This is a genomic window from Streptomyces herbicida, assembly GCF_032656585.1.
GTDB lineage: Bacteria > Actinomycetota > Actinomycetes > Streptomycetales > Streptomycetaceae > Streptomyces > Streptomyces herbicida.
This window is the reverse complement of record NZ_JAUYWJ010000026.1, coordinates 86,925-105,305: the sequence shown is the minus strand read 5'-3', so window position 1 is coordinate 105,305 and position 18,381 is coordinate 86,925. Positions and strand designations below refer to the sequence as shown.

At 72.5% G+C, this 18,381-nt stretch carries 18 protein-coding genes; 11 read left to right on the top strand and 7 right to left on the bottom strand.

The window, feature by feature from the left end; genetic code table 11:
* Nucleotides 1-124: 124 nt before the first annotated feature.
* Complete coding sequence (locus tag Q8A52_RS39950; protein ID WP_316761192.1) at nt 125-832, bottom strand: GntR family transcriptional regulator; 708 nt, start codon at nt 830-832, stop codon at nt 125-127.
* Between the two features lie 131 nt (nt 833-963).
* Here Q8A52_RS39950 and Q8A52_RS39945 point away from each other — a divergent pair, with 131 nt between their 5' ends.
* Genes Q8A52_RS39945 through Q8A52_RS39925 form a run of 5 tightly spaced genes read left to right on the top strand, consistent with a single transcriptional unit; the run spans nt 964 to nt 5,437 of the window.
* Complete coding sequence (locus Q8A52_RS39945; protein ID WP_316761190.1) at nt 964-2,283, top strand: MFS transporter; 1,320 nt, start codon at nt 964-966, stop codon at nt 2,281-2,283.
* 5 nt (nt 2,284-2,288) lie between these two features.
* Entirely contained in the window at nt 2,289-3,110 is an 822-nt protein-coding gene (locus Q8A52_RS39940) for a putative hydro-lyase (RefSeq protein WP_316761257.1), read from the top strand.
* A gap of 34 nt (nt 3,111-3,144) precedes the next feature.
* On the top strand, nt 3,145-3,903 hold the full coding sequence (locus Q8A52_RS39935; RefSeq protein ID WP_316761186.1) for a LamB/YcsF family protein: 759 nt from the start codon (nt 3,145-3,147) through the stop codon (nt 3,901-3,903).
* Complete coding sequence (locus Q8A52_RS39930; RefSeq protein ID WP_316761183.1) at nt 3,900-4,571, top strand: 5-oxoprolinase subunit B family protein; 672 nt, start codon at nt 3,900-3,902, stop codon at nt 4,569-4,571. Before Q8A52_RS39935 ends, Q8A52_RS39930 begins: the two co-directional genes overlap by 4 nt.
* Nucleotides 4,568-5,437, top strand: coding sequence for a 5-oxoprolinase subunit C family protein (locus Q8A52_RS39925; protein WP_316761181.1), 870 nt, complete (start codon nt 4,568-4,570; stop codon nt 5,435-5,437). Before Q8A52_RS39930 ends, Q8A52_RS39925 begins: the two co-directional genes overlap by 4 nt.
* A gap of 4 nt (nt 5,438-5,441) precedes the next feature.
* Here Q8A52_RS39925 and Q8A52_RS39920 read toward each other — a convergent pair whose 3' ends face one another.
* The 5 genes from Q8A52_RS39920 to Q8A52_RS39900 all read right to left on the bottom strand — a co-directional run bounded on the left by Q8A52_RS39920 (nt 5,442) and on the right by Q8A52_RS39900 (nt 10,874).
* Nucleotides 5,442-6,290, bottom strand: coding sequence for an SGNH/GDSL hydrolase family protein (locus Q8A52_RS39920; protein ID WP_316761179.1), 849 nt, complete (start codon nt 6,288-6,290; stop codon nt 5,442-5,444).
* On the bottom strand, nt 6,287-7,498 hold the full coding sequence (locus Q8A52_RS39915; RefSeq protein ID WP_316761176.1) for a glycosyltransferase: 1,212 nt from the start codon (nt 7,496-7,498) through the stop codon (nt 6,287-6,289). The genes Q8A52_RS39920 and Q8A52_RS39915 overlap by 4 nt, the downstream gene beginning before the upstream one ends.
* Nucleotides 7,495-8,622, bottom strand: coding sequence for a glycosyltransferase family 4 protein (locus Q8A52_RS39910; RefSeq protein ID WP_316761174.1), 1,128 nt, complete (start codon nt 8,620-8,622; stop codon nt 7,495-7,497). The genes Q8A52_RS39915 and Q8A52_RS39910 overlap by 4 nt, the downstream gene beginning before the upstream one ends.
* Before the next feature lie 139 nt (nt 8,623-8,761).
* The gene (locus Q8A52_RS39905; protein ID WP_316761172.1) at nt 8,762-10,180 is read right to left on the bottom strand and encodes a HEAT repeat domain-containing protein; all 1,419 of its coding nucleotides are present in this window, start codon (nt 10,178-10,180) and stop codon (nt 8,762-8,764) included.
* 301 nt (nt 10,181-10,481) lie between these two features.
* Nucleotides 10,482-10,874 carry an ankyrin repeat domain-containing protein gene (locus Q8A52_RS39900; protein ID WP_316761169.1) on the bottom strand — a complete coding sequence of 131 codons (393 nt, stop codon included), beginning with the start codon at nt 10,872-10,874 and terminating at the stop codon, nt 10,482-10,484.
* Between the two features lie 348 nt (nt 10,875-11,222).
* Between Q8A52_RS39900 and Q8A52_RS39895 the strand changes: the two genes are divergently transcribed.
* Nucleotides 11,223-11,417, top strand: coding sequence for a hypothetical protein (locus Q8A52_RS39895; RefSeq protein WP_235455802.1), 195 nt, complete (start codon nt 11,223-11,225; stop codon nt 11,415-11,417).
* A 40-nt stretch (nt 11,418-11,457) separates the two neighbouring features.
* Nucleotides 11,458-13,050, top strand: a complete 1,593-nt coding sequence (locus tag Q8A52_RS39890) for a hypothetical protein (protein ID WP_316761164.1) — start codon at nt 11,458-11,460, stop codon at nt 13,048-13,050.
* Between the two features lie 12 nt (nt 13,051-13,062).
* Here the strand turns inward: Q8A52_RS39890 and Q8A52_RS39885 are convergent, their stop codons facing one another.
* On the bottom strand, nt 13,063-14,571 hold the full coding sequence (locus Q8A52_RS39885; protein ID WP_316761162.1) for an SCO1417 family PLP biosynthesis transcription factor: 1,509 nt from the start codon (nt 14,569-14,571) through the stop codon (nt 13,063-13,065).
* Between the two features lie 102 nt (nt 14,572-14,673).
* Here Q8A52_RS39885 and yczE point away from each other — a divergent pair, with 102 nt between their 5' ends.
* The 4 genes from yczE to Q8A52_RS39865 all read left to right on the top strand — a co-directional run bounded on the left by yczE (nt 14,674) and on the right by Q8A52_RS39865 (nt 18,175).
* Nucleotides 14,674-15,327 (top strand): membrane protein YczE, encoded by a 654-nt coding sequence (gene yczE / locus Q8A52_RS39880; protein WP_316761160.1) that lies wholly within the window; start codon nt 14,674-14,676, stop codon nt 15,325-15,327.
* Nucleotides 15,324-16,091, top strand: coding sequence for a glycerophosphodiester phosphodiesterase (locus Q8A52_RS39875; RefSeq protein ID WP_316761158.1), 768 nt, complete (start codon nt 15,324-15,326; stop codon nt 16,089-16,091). Before yczE ends, Q8A52_RS39875 begins: the two co-directional genes overlap by 4 nt.
* A gap of 60 nt (nt 16,092-16,151) precedes the next feature.
* Nucleotides 16,152-17,522 carry an MFS transporter gene (locus Q8A52_RS39870; RefSeq protein ID WP_316761157.1) on the top strand — a complete coding sequence of 457 codons (1,371 nt, stop codon included), beginning with the start codon at nt 16,152-16,154 and terminating at the stop codon, nt 17,520-17,522.
* 278 nt (nt 17,523-17,800) lie between these two features.
* On the top strand, nt 17,801-18,175 hold the full coding sequence (locus Q8A52_RS39865; protein ID WP_003977404.1) for an RNA polymerase-binding protein RbpA: 375 nt from the start codon (nt 17,801-17,803) through the stop codon (nt 18,173-18,175).
* Nucleotides 18,176-18,381 lie beyond the last annotated feature (206 nt).

Genomic DNA, 18,381 nt, shown 5'->3' with positions numbered 1-18,381 from the left:
AACGACCCAAACGACGCAGAAGCGACGGCCGTCACAGCAGCGTGAGAGGACCTCGGCCGTCACCCCGGCCGGGTCCCTCGTCGTCACCCCGGCCGGGTCCTCCGCCGGCACCCCGGCCGGGCCGTCAGCCGTCGTCCCGGACGTCCTCCCCGACCCGCCGCCGGTACACCTCGACGACCCGCTCGAGCGAGTCCGCGAGATAGGTCTCGAGGAGCTTCTCCGCCTCGCGCCGGTCCCCCGCCTGGAGCGCCTGGAGGATCAGGCGGTTGCGGGCGAGGTAGGGCTCGTGCAGCCGGCGCGGGTCGTCCACGACGTGGAAGGCCAGCCGCAGCTCGGCGAAGACGCTGCGCATCAGTTCGTCGGTGCGTTCGCTGCCGGCCAGGGCGACCAGTTCCCGGTGGAAGTGGATGTTGGCCGTACCCACTGCTTTCCAGTCATTCTCGACGGCCGCCACCTGTCCCTCCGTCACCGCCGAGGCCAGCGCCTCCAGGACGTACGGCGGCTGGCCCAGCCCGCGTACGACGGCGCACTCGACCAGAGCGCGGGTGCGGTAGATGTCCTCGACGTCCTCGACGGTCAGGACTCGGACGAAGACGCCCCGGTTGAGTTCGTGGACGAGCAGGCGTTCATGGGTGAGCAGCCGGAACGCCTCGCGCAGGGTGTTGCGGGAGACGCCGAGCGCCCCTCCGATGCTGTCCTCCGACAGCCGGGTCCCTGGCGGGAAATAGCCCTCCGCGATGCGGCTTCTGAGGATGTCCGAGACCCGCTCGGCGGTGCTGGTACGGCCCAGGAGGGCACGGTCGTCGGCCAGTCCCGTCAGCTGCTCTGCCATGCCCGGAATTCAACCGCAGACACAAGGACGAAACAACATGGGTATTGAAGGATCGTTGAACGATCCTCTACGGTGCTCCGCACGGCACGGCTCAAATCCCGCACCCTCCGTCCCTCATCTGCGAGGTGCTCATGAGCTCGACCCCTCCATCCCAGGCCCTTTCCTCCGGCACCCGGCACGACAGGGGTGAACGCGGTCCCGACGACGGCGCGTTGGGCTGGCTGCGCGCCCTCGGCCCCGGTGGCCGCCGCGCCTTCGCGGGCGCTTTTGGCGGATATGCCCTGGATTCCTACGACTACTTCACCCTGCCGCTGAGCATGGTCGCGCTGGCGGCGTACTTCGGTCTGGACAGCGGCCAGACCGGTCTGTTCACCACCGTCACCCTGGTGGTCTCCGCGATCGGCGGCGCCGTGGCGGGCGTGTTCGCGGACCGGGTCGGCCGGGTCAGGGCACTGATGATCACCGTGATCACCTACGCGGTGTTCACCGTGGCCTGCGGCTTCGCGCCCAACTACGAGACGCTGCTGGTGTTCCGCGCCCTCCAGGGGCTCGGTTTCGGCGGTGAGTGGGCGGTCGGCGCGATCCTGGTCGCCGAGTACGCCGGCGCGAAGCACCGGGGCCGTACGCTCGGCGCGATCCAGAGTTCATGGGCCGTGGGCTGGGGACTGGCCGCCATCGTCTACACCCTGGTCTTCTCCGTCGCCGACGACGACCTGGCCTGGCGCGTCATGTTCTGGACCGGTGCGCTGCCCGCGCTGCTGGTGGTGTGGCTGCGCCGCCGGGTGCACGACGCCCCGGAGGCGGCGGCCGCCCGCGAACAGAGCGCACAGCGGGGCTCGTTCACCGCGATCTTCCGGCCGGGCACGGCGGAGTCCCCGGGTCTGCTGCGTACCACGGTCTTCGCGGGCTTGCTGTCGACCGGCGTCCAGGGTGGCTACTACACCCTGGCGACCTGGGTGCCGACGTACCTCAAGACCGAGCGCGGTCTGTCCGTCGTCGGCACCGGCGGCTATCTGACGTTCCTGATCGCGGGCGCCTTCCTCGGCTATCTGACCGGCGGCTACCTCACCGACCGGCTGGGCCGTCGCCGCAACATCTGGCTCTTCGCGCTGCTTTCGGCCCTCTGCATCCTGGCCTACGCGAACATCCCCGAGGGCGCCAACACCCTGCTGCTCGTGCTGGGCTTCCCGCTCGGGTTCTGCATGTCGGCGATCTTCAGCGGCTTCGGGTCCTTCCTGAGCGAGCTGTACCCGACGGCGGTCCGCGGCACGGGGCAGGGCTTCACCTACAACACCGGCCGCGCGGTGGGCGCCGTCTTCCCGACCCTGGTGGGCTTCCTGGCCGACAGCTGGGGCGTGGGCGGCGCGCTGGTCTTCGGTGCGATCGGATACGGCATCGCGGCCGTGGCGCTGCTCGGGCTGCCGGAGACGCGCGGGAAGGAACTGGCGTGACCGGGGTGAACCGTACGCAGGACCGTCCCCTGACCCTTGTCGACGAGCACGCGCACGCGTGGAGCGCGAAAACCGCGCGGGCCCGCTTCCGTGCGGGCCTGGCGGGCCCCACGGCCGGGATCGCGGCGGGCCACACCCAGGCCAACCTCATCTCGGTGCCCGCCGACTGGGCCTACGACATGCTGCTGTTCTGCCAGCGCAATCCCAAGCCCTGTCCGGTCCTCGACGTCACGGACGCCGGTGCCTGGACCACGGTCCTGGCCGAGGGCGCGGACCTGCGCACCGATCTGCCCCGCTACCGGGTGTGGCGGGACGGGGAGCTGGTGGAGCAGCCGACGGACGTGCTGGCCCACTGGCGCGACGACCTGGTGTCGTTCCTGATCGGCTGCAGCTTCACCTTCGAGTGGGCGCTCGCCGGGACGGGCGTCCCGATCCGCCATGTCGAGCAGGGCCGCAACGTCCCGATGTACGTGACCAGCCGGCAGTGCCGTCCCGCGGGGCGGCTGAGCGGGCCCATGGTGGTGTCCATGCGCCCGGTGCCGCCGGAGCACCTGGCCACCGCGATCCGGGAGAGCAGTCTGTTCCCGGCGGTGCACGGCAGCCCCGTGCACTGCGGCGACCCCTCGGCACTCGGCATCGACGACCTCGGCAGCCCCGACTTCGGCGACCCCGTGACTGCCGGACCGGACGACATCCCGGTGTTCTGGGCCTGCGGAGTGACGCCCCAGGCGGCGGTGACGGCCTCGCGTCCGCCGTTCGCCATCACCCACGCACCCGGCCAGATGTTCCTCACGGACGCCCGCGACGAGCAGTACCGCGTCGCCTGACAGCACGACACGAAGACCGGAGGCAACAGGATCCATGACCGCGATCGATCTCAACGCCGACCTCGGCGAGGGCTTCGGCCGCTGGCGGCTGACCGACGACGAACAGCTGCTGTCCGTCGTCACCAGCGCCAACGTGGCCTGCGGCTTCCACGCCGGGGACGCGGCCACCATGCGCCGGGTGTGCGAGCTGGCGGCCGAGCGAGGTGTGACGATCGGCGCACAGGTCTCCTACCGGGACCTGGCGGGGTTCGGGCGGCGCGCGATGGACGTGCCGCCCGCCGAGCTGGCGGCCGAAGTGGCGTACCAGATCGGCGCCCTGGAGGTCTTCGCGCGCGCGGCGGGGGCGCACGTGGCCTATGTGAAGCCGCACGGCGCGCTCTACAACCGGGTCGTGCACGACGAGGAACAGGCCCGGGCGGTGATCGACGGCGTGCTCCTCGCGGACGCCTCGCTCCCCGTCCTCGGGCTGCCCGGCTCGCGCCTGCTGGAGGTGGCGGAGAAGGCGGGGCTGCCCGCCGTCGCGGAGGCGTTCGCGGACCGCGCGTACACCGACGAGGGGACACTCGTGCCGCGCGGGCAGGACGGCGCGGTGGTCAGCGACCCGGAGACGGTCGTCGAGCGCTCGGTGGATCTGGCGCGCTCCGGCGCTGTCGACGCGCACTCCGGCGCGCGTATTGAGGTGCGTGCCCGCTCGCTGTGCCTGCACGGGGACACTCCGGGCGCCGTGGAGCTGGCCCGGCGGGTGCGCGCGCGGCTGACGGAGGCGGGCGTCCGGGTGGAGGCCTTCGCATGAGGGCCCTGCCCGTCGGCGACAGCGCGCTGCTCGTCGAGGTGTCGTCCGGCGCGGAGGCCCAGGCCTTGCACGCGGAGCTGCTGCGCCGCCGCGCGGAGGGCTCCCTGGCCGTCCGCGAGATCGTCCCGGCGGCCCGTACGGTCCTCCTCGACGGCCTGGACGACCCCGACCGCTGGGCATCCGAACTGACCGCCTCCGAGATACCGCCCGCTCCTGCACGCACACGTGCGGCGATCGAGCTTCCCATGCGTTACGACGGCCCGGACCTCGCCGAGGTCGCCGCGCACTGGAAGGTGTCCGAGCAGGAGGTGGCCCGCATCCACGCGGCCACCGAATTCACCGTCGCCTTCTGCGGCTTCGCGCCCGGCTTCGGCTACCTCACCGGTCTCCCGGACCGCTATGACGTGGCGCGCCGGGCCACTCCGCGTACCGCCGTGCCGGCCGGTGCCGTGGCGCTCGCGGGCCCGTACACGGGTGTGTATCCGCGTTCGTCGCCGGGCGGCTGGCAGCTGATCGGTACGACGGACGCGGTCCTGTGGGACCACGCGCGCGTGCCGGCCGCGCTGCTGTCACCGGGGACGCGCGTCCGCTTCATACCGGTGGACGACCTCACACCGGTGGACGGCTTCGTACCGGTGGACGACCTCGCACCGGCGGGCGACGCATGACCGACCGCGCGCTCGTCGTCGTACGGGCCGGGGCGCTGACCACCGTGCAGGACAGCGGGCGGCCCGGGTACGCCCACCTCGGTGTGCCCCGTTCCGGAGCTCTCGACGCGCCCGCCGCGGCGCTCGTCAACCGGCTGGTCGGCAACCCGCCCGACGCCGCAGTCCTGGAGACGACCCTCAACGGCTGTGCCGTACGGCCCCGTTCGACGGTCACCGCGGCGGTCGGAGGTGCCCCGTGCCCCGTCACGGTGGGCGGGCGGCCGGTCGCCTGGGGCGCCCCGGTCGTGGTTCCGGCCGGGGAAGTGCTGGAGGTGGGCACGGCCGTCGCCGGAGTACGCGGTTACCTTGCCGTTTCCGGCGGCATCGCCGTCGAGCCGGTCCTCGGCAGCCGCTCCACAGATCTGCTGTCCGGCCTCGGCCCGGCGCCGCTCGCGGACGGCGCGGTGCTGCCGCTGGGCGCTCCGACCGGTTTGCACGCGCGCGTGGACGTCGCGCCGCAGCCGCGGCCACCGTCCGAGCTCGTCCTGCGCGTGACGCCGGGCCCGCGCGACGACTGGTTCACGCCACGGGCCGTTCGCGACTTCACCGCACGCCCCTACCGAGTGTCGTCGGCCAGCAACCGCATCGGGCTGCGCACGGAGGGGCCCGCGCTGGAACGGGCCGTTCCCGGCGAGCTCCCCAGTGAGGGCATGGTGCTGGGCGCGGTCCAAGTGCCGCCGGACGGCCGCCCGGTGGTCTTTCTCGCGGACCACCCGACCACCGGGGGCTACCCGGTGATCGCGGTGGTCCGCGCCACCGACCTCCCGGCGGCCGCGCAGGCGGTGCCGGGCACCCCGGTCCGCTTCGTGGCCGTACGCCGCCGCTGAGCCGTCATGCCGCGTCCGGCTGCTCCGCGACGGACAGGGCGGCCAGCGCGGCCGACACCGCGGCGGACGTCCGCAGGTCGAGGCGGGCGCTGGTGCCCCGCGCGCGGTGCCGCATCTCGTCGGCGGCCAGCCTCAGCAGCTGCGGCAGCAGGTCGGTGCAGCGCCTGGCCACCCAGGCGGTGCCGGCGGTGGCCAGCCACCACAGGCTCGCCGACTTGGTGGGCGCCGCGAACTCAGGCTCGGGCGAGGGCGTGGTCCCGGTCGCGAAGCCCGCGCCGGCGAGCAGCGCGTGGAAGCGCAGCGCCAGCTGCCGGTGGCCGCGCTCGCCGGGATGGAGCCGGTCCGCGCTCCACATGGCACGGTCGGTGAGCCAGAGGCCCTCCGCGGCGTGCAGGTGGACGGCGCCGTAGCGGTCGGACAGCGCGTGCACGACCGCGTTCACCGCCCGCTGCCGCCGGGCCAGCGGGCGGGCGAGGGCACCCGGGAGCCCCAGCATCGCGCCGGGGTCGGGCAGGCAGGCCGTGAGCAGGACCGCGCCCTGTCGGGTGAAGGCCGCGTAGACCTTGTCGAGCCGTGCGGCCACCGCGTGGATGTCGAAGGTGCAGCGCAGGGTGTCGTTGACGCCGATGACGACGGACACGACATCCGGGCGCAGCTCCAGTCCGGCCGGGGTCTGGCGCTCCAGGACGTCGCGCGTCTGTGCCCCGCTGACCGCGAGGTTGGTGAACTCGACCGGGTTCTCCGAGAGCCCCCCGGCCAGCAGCGCGGCCCAGCCGCGCCACCCGTCACCGGCGGGGTCGCCCACGCCCTCGGTCAGCGAGTCCCCGAGGGCGACGAAGCGGACGGGTCTCATACGACGCCCTCCGGGACGACGCGACGGGACGGTGCCGAGGTGCCGTGCCCGTCCGCCTCCTCCCCCGCAGCGCGGGGCAGCACCGACGCATCGTGCGCCGCGAGGAACGCCTCCACCGCCGTTCCCCACCCGAAGCACTCCGCCCGCGCGCGTGCCGACTCCCGGCGCTCGGGCTCGGCCCGCTCCAGGAGCGTCGCGATCGCGTCGGCGAAGGCCTCGCCGTGGTCGGCCGCCGTGGCGCCCGCGGACCCGATCACCTCGGGCAGCGCGGACGACGCGCTCGCGACGACGGGCGTACCGCACGCCATGGCCTCCAGGGCGGCGAGCCCGAAGGTCTCGGCCGGCCCGGGCGCCAGGGACACGTCGGCGGAGGCCTGGAGCGCGCCCAGTGCTCCCCGGTCGGAGACGTGCCCCAGGAAGGTCACCGGCAGCCCGCGCTCGCGCGCCCGCTGCTCCAGGCGCGCCCGCAGCGGTCCGTCTCCGGCCACCACGAGCACCGCCCGCCGCCCGCGCCGCAGCAGCGCGTCCAGGGCGTCGAGCGCGGTGCCCGGCCGCTTCTCCACGGACAGCCGGGAGCACATCACCAGCAGCGCCTCGTCCGGGCGGGCGTGCCGGGTCCGCAGGCCCGGGTCCCGCAGGGAGGGGTGCCGCTCCATCAGATCGACGCCGAGCGGAGCCCGTACGACGTTGCGCGCGCCGATGCGCACGAACTCCCGCTCGGCGAACTCCGTGGTGCACACGACCCGCGAGTACGTGTGGGCGGTACGGATGTTGAGGGAGTCGGCGGCCCGGCGGGACAGGTTCTCCGGCACGCCCCAGGTGCGCAGCACGCCGTCGGCGGTCTCGTGGGACACCATCACGGCGGGGACCCGGGCCCGCCGGGCCCACCTGCCGGTCCACCGGAGCGTCGTCCGGTCGGACACCTCCAGGCGGTCCGGGCCCAGTTCCTCCAGGAGGGCGGCGACGCGCCGCTTGTCGGTGAGGACGCGGTAGCCACCGGTACCCGGCAGCAGCGGGCCGGGCAGGGTGATGACCCGGCCCTGCTCGGTGTCCTGGTCGGTGTGCCGCTCGCCCGGCACGATCAGCACCGGCTCGTGGCCGGCGGTGCGGAAGCCCTTGCCCAGCTCCCGCAGCGCCGTGCGCAGACCGCCCGAGGCGGGGGCGACGAAGTTGGCGAGCCGCACGATGCGCAGGGCGTCGGTGGTCATGCCGCCACCACCGCCCGGCGCTCGGCGAGCACGTCGTCGTAGTGGGCGATCAGCTGGTCGCCCACAGCGGCCCAGGTGCGGCCCTCGACCGTCGCCCGCGCGGTGGCTCCGAAGTCGGCACGCAGTGCCGGGTCGGCTGCCAGGGCCCGCACGGCATCCCGTACGGCGTCCGCGTCGCGCGGCGGCACCAGGAACCCGGTGCGGCCGTGGTCGACCAGGTCGAGGGGACCGCCGGCGGCCGGTGCGACCACCGGCACGCCACTGGCCATGGCCTCCTGGACGGTCTGGCAGAAGGTCTCGAAGGGGCCGGTGTGCACGAAGAGGTCCAGCGAGGCGAAGATCCGGGCGAGTTCGTCGCCGGTGCGGCGCCCCAGGAAGACCGCGCCGGGCAGGGCCTCGGTCAGCGGCTCCTGGCTGGGCCCGTCGCCCACCACCACGACCCGCACGCCCTCCAGGCCGCAGACACCGGCCAGGAGTTCGACCTGCTTCTCGGGGGCGAGCCGGCCGACGTAGCCGACGATCAGCTCGCCGTTCGGGGCGAGTTCGCGCCGCAGCGCGTCGTCACGGTGGTCGGGACGGAAACGGACGGTGTCCACACCACGCGCCCACAGCTTGACCCGGGGCACACCGTGCGTCTCCAGGTCGTGCATCGCCGCGCTGGAGGGGGCGAGGGTGCGGTCGGCGGCGGAGTGGACGGAGCGGATGCGCCGCCAGGCGGCCGCCTCGCCGGCGCCCACGTATGTGCGGGCGTAGCCGGCCAGATCGGTCTGGTAGACGGCCACGGCGGGGATGCCGAGCCGGGCGGCGGCCGCCATGCCGCGGACGCCGAGGATGAAGGGGCTGGCCAGGTGCACGACATCGGCGCGGTGCTCGATGAGCGCCGCGGCGAGGCGCCTGCTGGGCAGGGCGACGCGGACCTGGGGGTAGCCCGGGAGCGGAAGGGAGGGGACATGGACGACGGGGCACGGCGCCGAGGCGTCGGGCTTGTTCCCGGGAGCGGGGGCCGGGGCGACGACGAGGGGAGCGTGACCGCGATCGACGAGGTGCCGGGCGGTCTGGAGCGCGCAGTGGGCCACGCCGTTCACATCGGGGGGAAAGGATTCGGTCACGATGACGACACGCATACCGGTGTTCTCGCCGCACTGGACGTGGCCGCGTCAAAGTGGATCTTTCCGGACGACAAACGTCCCATGAGCGTTGCGCTGCACACCCGAGCAGGTCAGACCGCGTCCATGCCCTCCTGACCCGCGAGTCACCTCGTGTTCATGAGACCGGCCCGTCGGGCGTGATCCGACTCCGTACGGCTGTCTGGACCTCGTCCTCCTCTGCCGGATCCGCGGCAAGCCGACGCAGTTGCTCGACGACCCGGGCGTCGCCGGTCTCGGCGTGCCGGGCGGCGATTTCGCGGGTGGTCTCCTCGCAGTCCCACAGGCATTCGACGGCGAAGCCCGCGGCGAACGAGGGGTCAGTGGCGGCCAGGGCGCGAGCGGCGCGGCCGCGTAGATGCGATGAGGCCGTCTCGCGATAAACATGGCGCAGAACAGGCGCCGCACAGATGATGCCGAGGCGTCCGGCGCCCTCGACGAGGGTCCACAGGGTCGGCGCGTCGGGGCCCTCGCCGCGTACGGCCTCGCGGAGCGCGCCGAGGACGAGGTCGCTGTCCTGGGTGCCGCCGCGGCAGGCGAGCATGCGTCCGGCGGCGGCGCCGAGGGCGTCGGGCCGGTGGGCCCAGCCGCGGGCCCGGTCGACGGCGGCGATACTGCGCATCCGCTCGAAGGCGTCGACGGCGGCTTCCACGACGGGTGTGGTGCCGTCGGTCACCGCGGCTTCGATCAGGTCGAGGGCGTCGGGGTCGTTGCTGTCGGCCAAGTACCGCAAGGCGGTACACCGGGCGCCTTCGCTGCCTTCCCTGGCGGCGCGGACGATCTCCGGCCGGTCCTCGGGACCCGCGACGGCGGCGAGGCAGCGGGCGGCCGGGACATGGAGGGCGGCACCGCGTTCGACACCCTGCTGGGCCCACTCGAACACCGCCTGCACGCTCCACCCCGGACGGGGCCCGCTCGGTCGCATCTGGCGTTGCCAGCGGTCGAAGCAGCCGGCCTCCTGGGCGGCACGTACGCGGGTGGCGACGGATTCGCGCGGATCCTCGGCCCACAGCCGCCATGGCCGGGGCTCGAAGGCGTCCCGCACGGCCACGGCCAGCTCGGCCTCGCCCTCCGCGTCGGTGGCGAAACGGGCCAGCACGGGGGCGGCGAGGGCGCGCAGGCCCGCGTCGTCGTCCCGCAGGGCGAGTTCGTCGAGGGCCCAGGCCCAGTTGGAGCCGATGGCGGCGTACCTGCGCAGCAGTGCGAGGGCGTCCCGCCTGCCGTACGAGGCGAGGTGCCCGAGGACCGCGAGCGCGAGGCCGGTGCGGGACTCGTCGGAGTCGAGCACGTCCTCGGGGTCGAAGAGATGGGCCTCGATGGCGTCCAGCTCTCCGTCGAGGTCGAGGTAGAGCCGGGCGTAGTAGAGGGAGCGGTTCTCCACCTGCCAGTCGTGGCGGGGGTCGCGGAGCACACAGTGGTTCAGTGCCGCGAGCGCCTCGGCACGCGGGGCGGTGAGCGCGTGCAGCGTGCCGTCGCCGCGGCCCCGCTGAAGCAGGCCGAGCAGCGTACCGCTGGGCGCTATGACCGGATCGAACATGGGAAACAGCCTCACATCAAGCGTCGACGCAACCGGGGAACACGCACTACCTGGCCGCGTGACACAACGTCGGGGCGCCCGCCGTCTTCTGCTTGCTGCTGACCATTTCTCTCTGCCTCTCGTCAGTGGCCCGTGCGGACCGCATCACGGTCCGCGCGGTGCGGCAACACCTGCCCAGCCATCGCGTCCGTGAATCACGACGTCATGATGACTCGCGGGTTTCTCCTGCCGCGACCGTATTTCCGGCGGCCCTTTACCGCCTCCCCCGTTTTTTGTGTCGTACCTGGTCAGGACGTTCGGATCACTGTGCGCCGAACAATTCCAGGAGTTCCTTCTTGCCGAACATACGCGCTGTGTCAATGGCCGACGGAGTACCCGCGGTGGGGTCTGCGCCGCCTTCGAGAAGAGCCTTGATCACTTCTTGCTCGCCCTTGAACACCGCCCCGGCTAGCGGGGTTTGACCCCGGTCGTTCACCCGGTCCGCCTCGGCGCCCCGGGCGAGCAGTGCACGCACCGCGTCGGCGTGACCGTGGTACGCGGCGAGCATCACCAGACAGTCCCCGCGGTCATTGGTGAGGTTGGCCGGAACGCCCGCGTCGACGTACGCCACGAGCGCCTCGGTCCGGCCCTGGCGCGCCAGATCGAAGATCTTGGTCGCCAGCTCCACGACCTCGGGGTCGGGGGCTTCTGTCATCGGACGGACCGCCTCTCCTGTGAACTTCGGGACTGGGGGAGCGTACGGCAGCGAGCGGTTGCCGCCGTACGGGTGAATCGCCAGGGTACTGGCTTCCGCGGCACATGACCCGATGTGCCCGAGGTAAAGATCACCGCGAAGGCCGCCGAACGCAAGAGTGCCCGTCATCGGGCGCAATGCTCCCGGTCATCCGAGGCCATAAGTGCTGCTCCACCGGGTCGGACCGTTCCACCAAGAGAGGGAAAACGGGCGAAAACCACTCAGTTGCACCTTTTGTCGTATGGATACATGCTGTGATCCTGGAAGAACTCATGGTGACTGTCCCCCCTCGACACCAGGAGACCTCAAATGATTCTCTCCATGTCAGGCGTCGTCCTGCTCGGCATCATCGTCTTTCTCTTCTTCCGGAAGGACGGCCTCAAGGCATCGCACGCCTGTGTCTCATCGCTGTTCGGCTTCTACCTCGCCAGCACGGCCATCGCCCCGAGCATCAAGGCAGGCGGCGAGAGCCTGGCGAGCCTGCTCGGCGGCATCAAGTTCTGACGCCGCCCCTCCCGCCCGTACGCACCAACAGGAGACAGCAGTGGCCCGGCGCCCCCTCCCCCGCATCCTGAGCAACGGCAGCGCACAGATCGCCCGGAGCCGGGAGCTGGCCCGGACGGCGGCCGACAGTGCCACCGACGTCCTCCATCCGCTGATCACCGTCACCCGCGGACTGCGCCGGCTGGCCACGGCCGGGCGGCGCAAGTGGGCGGACACGCCCAAGGACAAGCGGGGGCCGCTGCTGTTCCTGGTGGCCTCGGTCGTCCTGGTCGTGGCGCTGGTGCCGTACGGACCGCTGCTCGCCGTCATCACGCTGATGGCGGCGGCAGCCTGGCAGGGCCGGCAGTCGGCCGAACCCGAGGCCGCGGGACCCGACGAGTCCCAGGTGCAGCGGTTGCAGTCGCTCTACGAGGCGCTGGTGCCCTACTTCTCGCACCCCGACGACCCGGCACCGCAGTACACCCACGGCGGAGAGTGGGAGAAGTCCTTCTCCGCCACCGAGTTCGACGACGCGGGCCGGGTGTCCCGCCTCGTCATCGGCTACCCGGCGTACTTCCCGGACGGGGAGGCCGAGGCCCGCGCACGCATCGAGCATCTGCTCGCCGCGAAGGCCGGACGCGGCCGTGAGTACCACTTCGCCTGGGACGAGGAGGGCAACCAGCTGGCGGTCACCGTGCTCGCTCCCCTGCCCACCGACATCGCCGCCCAGCACTTCGTCACCGCGCCGGGCGAAACCGTGCTCGGCTTCACCGACCCCTCCGAGGTCCAGCGCACGCTTCCCCTCGACTACGGCGAGGAACAGCGCGACGTCCCGCCCGTCGTCTGGCGCACCGGCATCCGCTCCACCGAGCCGCATCTGCTGGTCATCGGCCAGCCCGGCAGCGGCACCTCGACGCTCCTGCGCTGCGTCGCCCTGCAGGCGCTGCAGCACGGCGATGTACTGATCGTCGAGGGCGGCAGCACCGGCGAGTACGCCTGCCTCACCGGCCGGAACGGGGTCCTGGCGGTCGAGTGCGGACTGACCGGGGCACTGGCCAGCCTGGAGTGGGCCGCGCACGAGACGGAGCGGCGGCTCATCGCGGCGAACCGGGCCCGCCAGGCGGGGCAGCCGACACCGGACGACGCCAAGCGGCCGCTGTGGATCCTCCTGGACCGCCCCAGTGTCTTCACCCATCTCGCCGCCGCGGACGGCCGCAAGGACCCGCAGGCCCTGCTCCAGGTTCCGCTGCGGCACGGCCGTGCGGCCCATGTGACCGTGGTCGTCGCCGAGCACTTCGACAGCGCGGACGCGCTGAGCGAGCCGGTGCGGCAGCACACGCGCGCGCGGGTGGTGCTCGGCCCGGCGGCGCCGGAGCAGCTGGAAGCGGTGCTCGGGGCGCCGCCGCACACGACCCCGCTCACCCATGTCCCGCCGGGACGCGGCTACGCCCGTCTGGGCAACGGGCCCGTCCACCGGCTTCAGGTCCCCTCCACCCCCGACCCGTACGACGACGCCGCGAGCGACGCCGACCGGCAGGCGGTGCTGGCGCTGCTGCCCGCAAGGACGACGCCGGTGGACGCCGAGCCCACGCAGCCGGTGGACACCGGGGCCGAGCCGGTGCCGGTGGAGGCCGTGGCCGCCGAGCAGGCCTGACCGCACGGACCCCTACGCGACGAACGTCCGCGGTGGCTCGGTACCGCCGGTCGCCCCGGCCTCGACCAGCCGGGCCGCCGCGGCAAGGCGCGCCGCCGCCTCCTCGGCCAACGCTCCCCCCACGGTGAACGGCAGGCGCACATACCCCTCGAAGGCGCCGTCGACCCCGAAGCGGGGGCCGGACGGGACACGGACCCCGACCCGTTCCCCGGCCTCAGCGAGCCGCGAGCCCGACAGGCCGCCCGCGCGCACCCACAGCGTCAGACCGCCCTTGGGCACCTCGAACTCCCAGCCGGGCAGTTCCCGCCGTACCGCCGCCACCAGCGCGTCCCTGTTCTCACGGGCCTGACCGCGCCGCAGGTCGACCGCCTGCTCCCAACCGCCCGTGCTGAACAGCCAGTTCACGGCCAGCTGCTCCAGTACAGGGGTACCCAGGTCGGCGTAGGCGCGCGCGGCGACCAGGCTGCGGATCACGTCCGGTGCCGCACGCACCCAGCCGATCCGCATGCCCGCCCAGAAGGCCTTGCTCGCCGAGCCGACCGTGATCACCGTGGAGCCGGCCGGGTCGAAGCTGCACACCGGGCGCGGCCTCGGTCCGCTCGCGAACTCCTCGTCCAGCCACAGCTCGCTCATCGTCTCGTCGGCGACGAGCACCGTGCCCGCCGAGCGGGCCGCGTCCACCAGCCGGCGCCGCTGGTCCTCGTCCGCCAGCGCTCCGGTGGGGTTGTGGAAGTCGGCGACGACATAGGCGATCCGGGGCGCGGCGTCCCGCAGCACCTGCCGCCAGCGGTCCATGTCCCAGCCGGACAGCCCCTCGGCCATCGCGACCGGCACCAGTCGGGCCCCCGCCTCCCTCATCAGCTGGAGGATGTTGGCGTAGGAAGGGGACTCGACGGCGATGCGCTCGCCGCGGCCCGCGAAGAGATGGCAGATCGCGTCGATGGCGCCCATCGCTCCGGTCGTCACCATGATCTGCTCGGGCATGGTGGAGATCCCGCGCGCGGTGTAGCGCTCGGCGATCATCGCCCGGAGGGCCGGCAGTCCGGCCGGGTAGTCGCCATGGGTGTGGGCGTACGGCGGCAGCTCCTCCAGCGCGCCCTGCACGGCCCGGGTGAGCCATGGCTCAGGGGCGGGCAGCGCGGCGCAGCCGAGATCGATGACGGAGCCCAGCGCCTCGGGCGGCAGCGGCTCGAGGCCCCGCGCGGGCAGCGGGTTCCCGGCGGGTACGGCCGTCCAGCTGCCGGCACCGCGCCGTGACTCCAGGAAGCCCTCGGTGCGCAGCGCCTCGTAGGCCGCCGCGACCGTGGTGCGGCTCACGGAGAGAGCGAGCGCCAGCTCCCGCTCGGCGGGCAGCCGGGCGGCCACCGGCACCCGGCCCTCCAGCACGAGCAGCCGGATGCCGTCGGCGAGCGCGCGGTACGCGGGCGGGCGGCGGGTGCCCGGGCCCGCGGGGCGCTCCTGCTGGGAGTTGAGCAGCCGGCCGAGCTGCGCGGCACCTACCGCCGAGGTCCACTGCGCCATGAAGATCAGTCCACCTTCCCCGAATTGGCCATGGATGCCGTTCCTTCGCAAGCCACAGGGTGTCATGCGTCAGGCCACTACCACCACACCAGGGGGCATGTCTTGTCCACGCAGGGCCGTCTCGGGCGACGGTTGATCCAGCTGTACGCGGGGCTCGCACTGTACGGCGCGAGTTCCGCCCTTCTCGTCGAGGCGGGCCTGGGCCTGGAGCCCTGGAACGTGCTGCACCAGGGGCTCGCCGAGCTCACAGGGCTGACCATCGGCGTCGTGTCGATCGTCGTGGGCGCGGCGGTGCTGCTCCTGTGGATCCCGCTGCGCCAGCGCCCGGGGATCGGCACCGTCTCCAATGTCTTCGTGGTGGGCATCGCCATGGACGGCACGCTCGCCCTGCTCCCCGCGGCGCACTCCCTGGCCGTGCGGATCGCCCTGCTGCTCGCCGGAGTCGTGCTCAACGGCGCGGCGACCGGCCTCTACATCTCGGCCGGCCTCGGCCCGGGCCCGCGCGACGGTCTGATGACGGGGCTGCACCGCAGTACGGGCCGTTCCCTCCGGCTGATACGGACCGGCATCGAGATGGCGGTCGTGGTCACCGGCTTCGCGCTCGGCGGGAACGTCAACGTCGGCACCCTGCTGTACGCGCTGTCCATCGGCCCGCTGGCCCAGCTGTTCCTGCGGGTCCTCGTGGTCCCGTCGGCATCGGAAGGCAGCACCGTCGTTGCCAGCGGTACACCCGAAAGGGTGATACTGCGTCCGTGACCACGCTGATACGCCACCCGTACCTCGACCATCCCGGCCCCATTCCCTTCGCCCACCGGGGCGGGGCCGCCGACGGCCTGGAGAACACCGTGGCGCAGTTCCGGCGCGCGGTCGAACTCGGCTACCGGTACATCGAGACCGATGTGCACGCCACCGCCGACGGCAAGCTGGTCGCCTTCCACGACGACACCCTCGACCGGGTCACCGACGGGGCGGGCCGGATCGGCGACCTCCCCTGGGAGGACATACGGCACGCGCGCGTGGCGGGGAGCGAGCCGGTGCCGCTCTTCGAGGAGCTCCTGGAGACCTTCCCGGACGTGCGCTGGAACGTGGACGCCAAGGCGGAGCCGGCCCTGCGGCCCCTGCTGGAGCTGATCGAGCGCACCAACGCCTGGGACCGGGTGTGCGTGGGCTCCTTCTCCGAGGCGCGCGTGCTGCGCGCCCAGCGGCTGGCCGGGCCGCGCCTCGCCACGTCGTTCGGCGTGCGCGGGGTGCTCAGTCTGCGGCTGCGCTCCTGGGGGCTGCCGGCCGCGGTGCGCCGGTCGGCGGTTGCCGCACAGGTGCCCGAGTCGCAGTCGGGCGTGCCGGTGGTCGACCACCGCTTCGTACGGGCCGCCCATGCGCTCGGACTGCAGGTCCACGTGTGGACGATCAACGAACCCGAGCGGATGCACCGGCTGCTCGACCTGGGAGTCGATGGCATCATGACCGATCACATCGACACGTTGCGCAAGGTCATGGAGGACCGGGGCGTCTGGGTCTGAGCGCCCCGGGGCACGGCACGAGCCTTCGCACGGCACTTCTGCGGGGAAGCGAGGGCACGGGTGAGCACCGAGACCGTGCGGGTGGGGACGGCCGACGAGGCCGGCGAACGGCGGCGCGAGCAGCGCGGCTGGTATTTCTACGACTGGGCGTGCTCCGTCTACTCGACGAGCGTGCTGACCGTGTTCCTCGGCCCCTACCTCACATCGGTGGCCGAGTCGGCGGCGGACGCGGACGGCTTCGTGCATCCGCTGGGCATCCCGGTCCGGGCGGGTTCCTTCTTCGCCTACACGGTGTCCCTGTCGGTGATCCTGGCGGTCGTGGTGATGCCCCTGGTGGGCAGCGCGGCGGACCGCAGCGGCCGTAAGAAGCCGCTGCTCGCGGCGGCCGCGTACACCGGCGCCGCGGCGACGACCGGCATGTTCTTCCTCGGCGGCGACCGGTATGTGCTGGGCGGGCTGCTGCTGATCGTCGCGAACGCGGCGCAGTCCGTGGCGATGATGCTCTACAACGCCTATCTGCCGCAGATCGCCCCGCCCGAGGAACGCGACGCGGTCTCCTCGCGGGGCTGGGCCTTCGGATACGCGGCGGGCTCACTCGTCCTGGTCGCCAACCTCGTCCTGTACATGGCGCACGACAGCTTCGGCGTCTCCGAGACGACGGCGGTCCGCATCTGTCTGGCCGCGGCCGGTCTGTGGTGGGGCGCCTTCACGCTCATACCGCTGCGACGGCTGCGCGACCGCCGGTCGACGGCGGCGGGGACGGGAGCGCGAGCGGGGGCGGGAGCCACCTCCGCCGGGCTGCGGCAGCTCGTCGCGACCGTCCGTGACATGCGCCGGCATCCGCTGACGCTCGCCTTCCTGCTGGCGTACCTCGTCTACAACGACGGCATCCAGACGGTGATCTCCCAGGCGTCGGTCTACGGCTCCGAGGAACTGGGGCTCGGACAGTCGACGCTCATCGGGGCCGTGCTCCTGGTGCAGGTGCTCGCGGTGGCGGGCGCGCTGGGAATGGGACGGCTGGCCCGGACCTACGGCGCGAAGCGCACGATCCTCGGTTCGCTGGTCGCCTGGACGGTCACGCTGGGGGCCGGATACTTCCTGCCCGCCGGGGCCCCGGCCTGGTTCTTCGTGCTGGCGTCCGGGATCGGGCTGGTGCTGGGCGGCAGCCAGGCGCTGTCCCGGTCGCTCTTCTCCCATCTGGTCCCGCCCGGCAAGGAAGCCGAGTACTTCTCCGCTTACGAGATGAGCGATCGGGGCATGAGCTGGCTGGGCCCGCTTCTGTTCGGGCTCACGTATCAGCTGACCGGCAGCTATCGCTCCGCGATCATCTCGCTGGTGGCCTTCTTCGTCATCGGGTTCGCGCTGCTCGCGCGGGTTCCGGTACGGCGGGCGATCGAGGGCGCGGGCAACCCGGTTCCGGAAAAGATCTAGGTCTGATTTAGCACTCAACACGAAAGGGCGGTAGTGTACGCGTTTGGCCTGCCAGGCGTACCGTTACTGCGCGTCAAAGGTGCCGAAACGCTGGGTGACATCTGCTAGCAGATGTGACAAACCGGGCGCCGGTGGGTACAACAAGGGGCGGCTACGACGGCGACGCATGACCCGGAACGGGACACGGAACGGGAATCTTTACCGCCGACCGGACGTTGACCGGATGACGACGACAGCGACACCTGTCCTGTGGGCGACAAGCCCGGGAGGCACGATTCATGAGTGAGCGAGCTCTTCGCGGTACGCGCCTCGTGGTGACCAGCTACGAGACGGACCGCGGCATCGACCTGGCCCCGCGCCAGGCCGTGGAGTACGCATGCGAGAAGGGGCACCGCTTCGAGATGCCCTTCTCGGTCGAGGCGGAGATCCCGCCGGAGTGGGAGTGCAAGGTCTGTGGTGCCCAGGCACTCCTTGTGGACGGCGACGGCCCTGAGGAGAAGAAGGCCAAGCCCGCGCGTACGCATTGGGACATGCTGATGGAGCGGCGGACCCGCGAGGAACTCGAAGAGGTCCTCGAGGAGCGCCTTGCAGTGCTCCGCTCCGGGGCGATGAACATCGCGGTTCACCCCCGGGACAGCCGCAAGTCCGCGTAATCCCTGCGGGGCTGGGCCGCGACAACAGCGCACGTGAACAACCGCGGGCGCCGTACGTGAAGTCGACGTACGGCGCCCGCGGTTTCGTTCTTCCCTGCGGCTGTCTTCCCTGCAGCTGTGCGACGGGTGACCGTCTCCGGGGGCGGTGCCCCCCAGACCCCCGCTTCGGCCCGAAAGGCCTCGTCCTCAAAAGCCGGACGGCAAAC

Coding starts and splice junctions, on each gene's coding strand:
- Q8A52_RS39950 (WP_316761192.1), bottom strand. CDS start 832: ATGGCAGAGCAGCTGACGGGACTGGCCGACGACCGTGCCCTCCTGGGC.
- Q8A52_RS39945 (WP_316761190.1), top strand. CDS start 964: ATGAGCTCGACCCCTCCATCCCAGGCCCTTTCCTCCGGCACCCGGCAC.
- Q8A52_RS39935 (WP_316761186.1), top strand. CDS start 3,145: ATGACCGCGATCGATCTCAACGCCGACCTCGGCGAGGGCTTCGGCCGC.
- Q8A52_RS39930 (WP_316761183.1), top strand. CDS start 3,900: ATGAGGGCCCTGCCCGTCGGCGACAGCGCGCTGCTCGTCGAGGTGTCG.
- Q8A52_RS39925 (WP_316761181.1), top strand. CDS start 4,568: ATGACCGACCGCGCGCTCGTCGTCGTACGGGCCGGGGCGCTGACCACC.
- Q8A52_RS39920 (WP_316761179.1), bottom strand. CDS start 6,290: ATGAGACCCGTCCGCTTCGTCGCCCTCGGGGACTCGCTGACCGAGGGC.
- Q8A52_RS39915 (WP_316761176.1), bottom strand. CDS start 7,498: ATGACCACCGACGCCCTGCGCATCGTGCGGCTCGCCAACTTCGTCGCC.
- Q8A52_RS39910 (WP_316761174.1), bottom strand. CDS start 8,622: ATGCGTGTCGTCATCGTGACCGAATCCTTTCCCCCCGATGTGAACGGC.
- Q8A52_RS39905 (WP_316761172.1), bottom strand. CDS start 10,180: ATGTTCGATCCGGTCATAGCGCCCAGCGGTACGCTGCTCGGCCTGCTT.
- Q8A52_RS39900 (WP_316761169.1), bottom strand. CDS start 10,874: ATGACAGAAGCCCCCGACCCCGAGGTCGTGGAGCTGGCGACCAAGATC.
- Q8A52_RS39895 (WP_235455802.1), top strand. CDS start 11,223: ATGATTCTCTCCATGTCAGGCGTCGTCCTGCTCGGCATCATCGTCTTT.
- Q8A52_RS39885 (WP_316761162.1), bottom strand. CDS start 14,571: ATGGCGCAGTGGACCTCGGCGGTAGGTGCCGCGCAGCTCGGCCGGCTG.
- Q8A52_RS39865 (WP_003977404.1), top strand. CDS start 17,801: ATGAGTGAGCGAGCTCTTCGCGGTACGCGCCTCGTGGTGACCAGCTAC.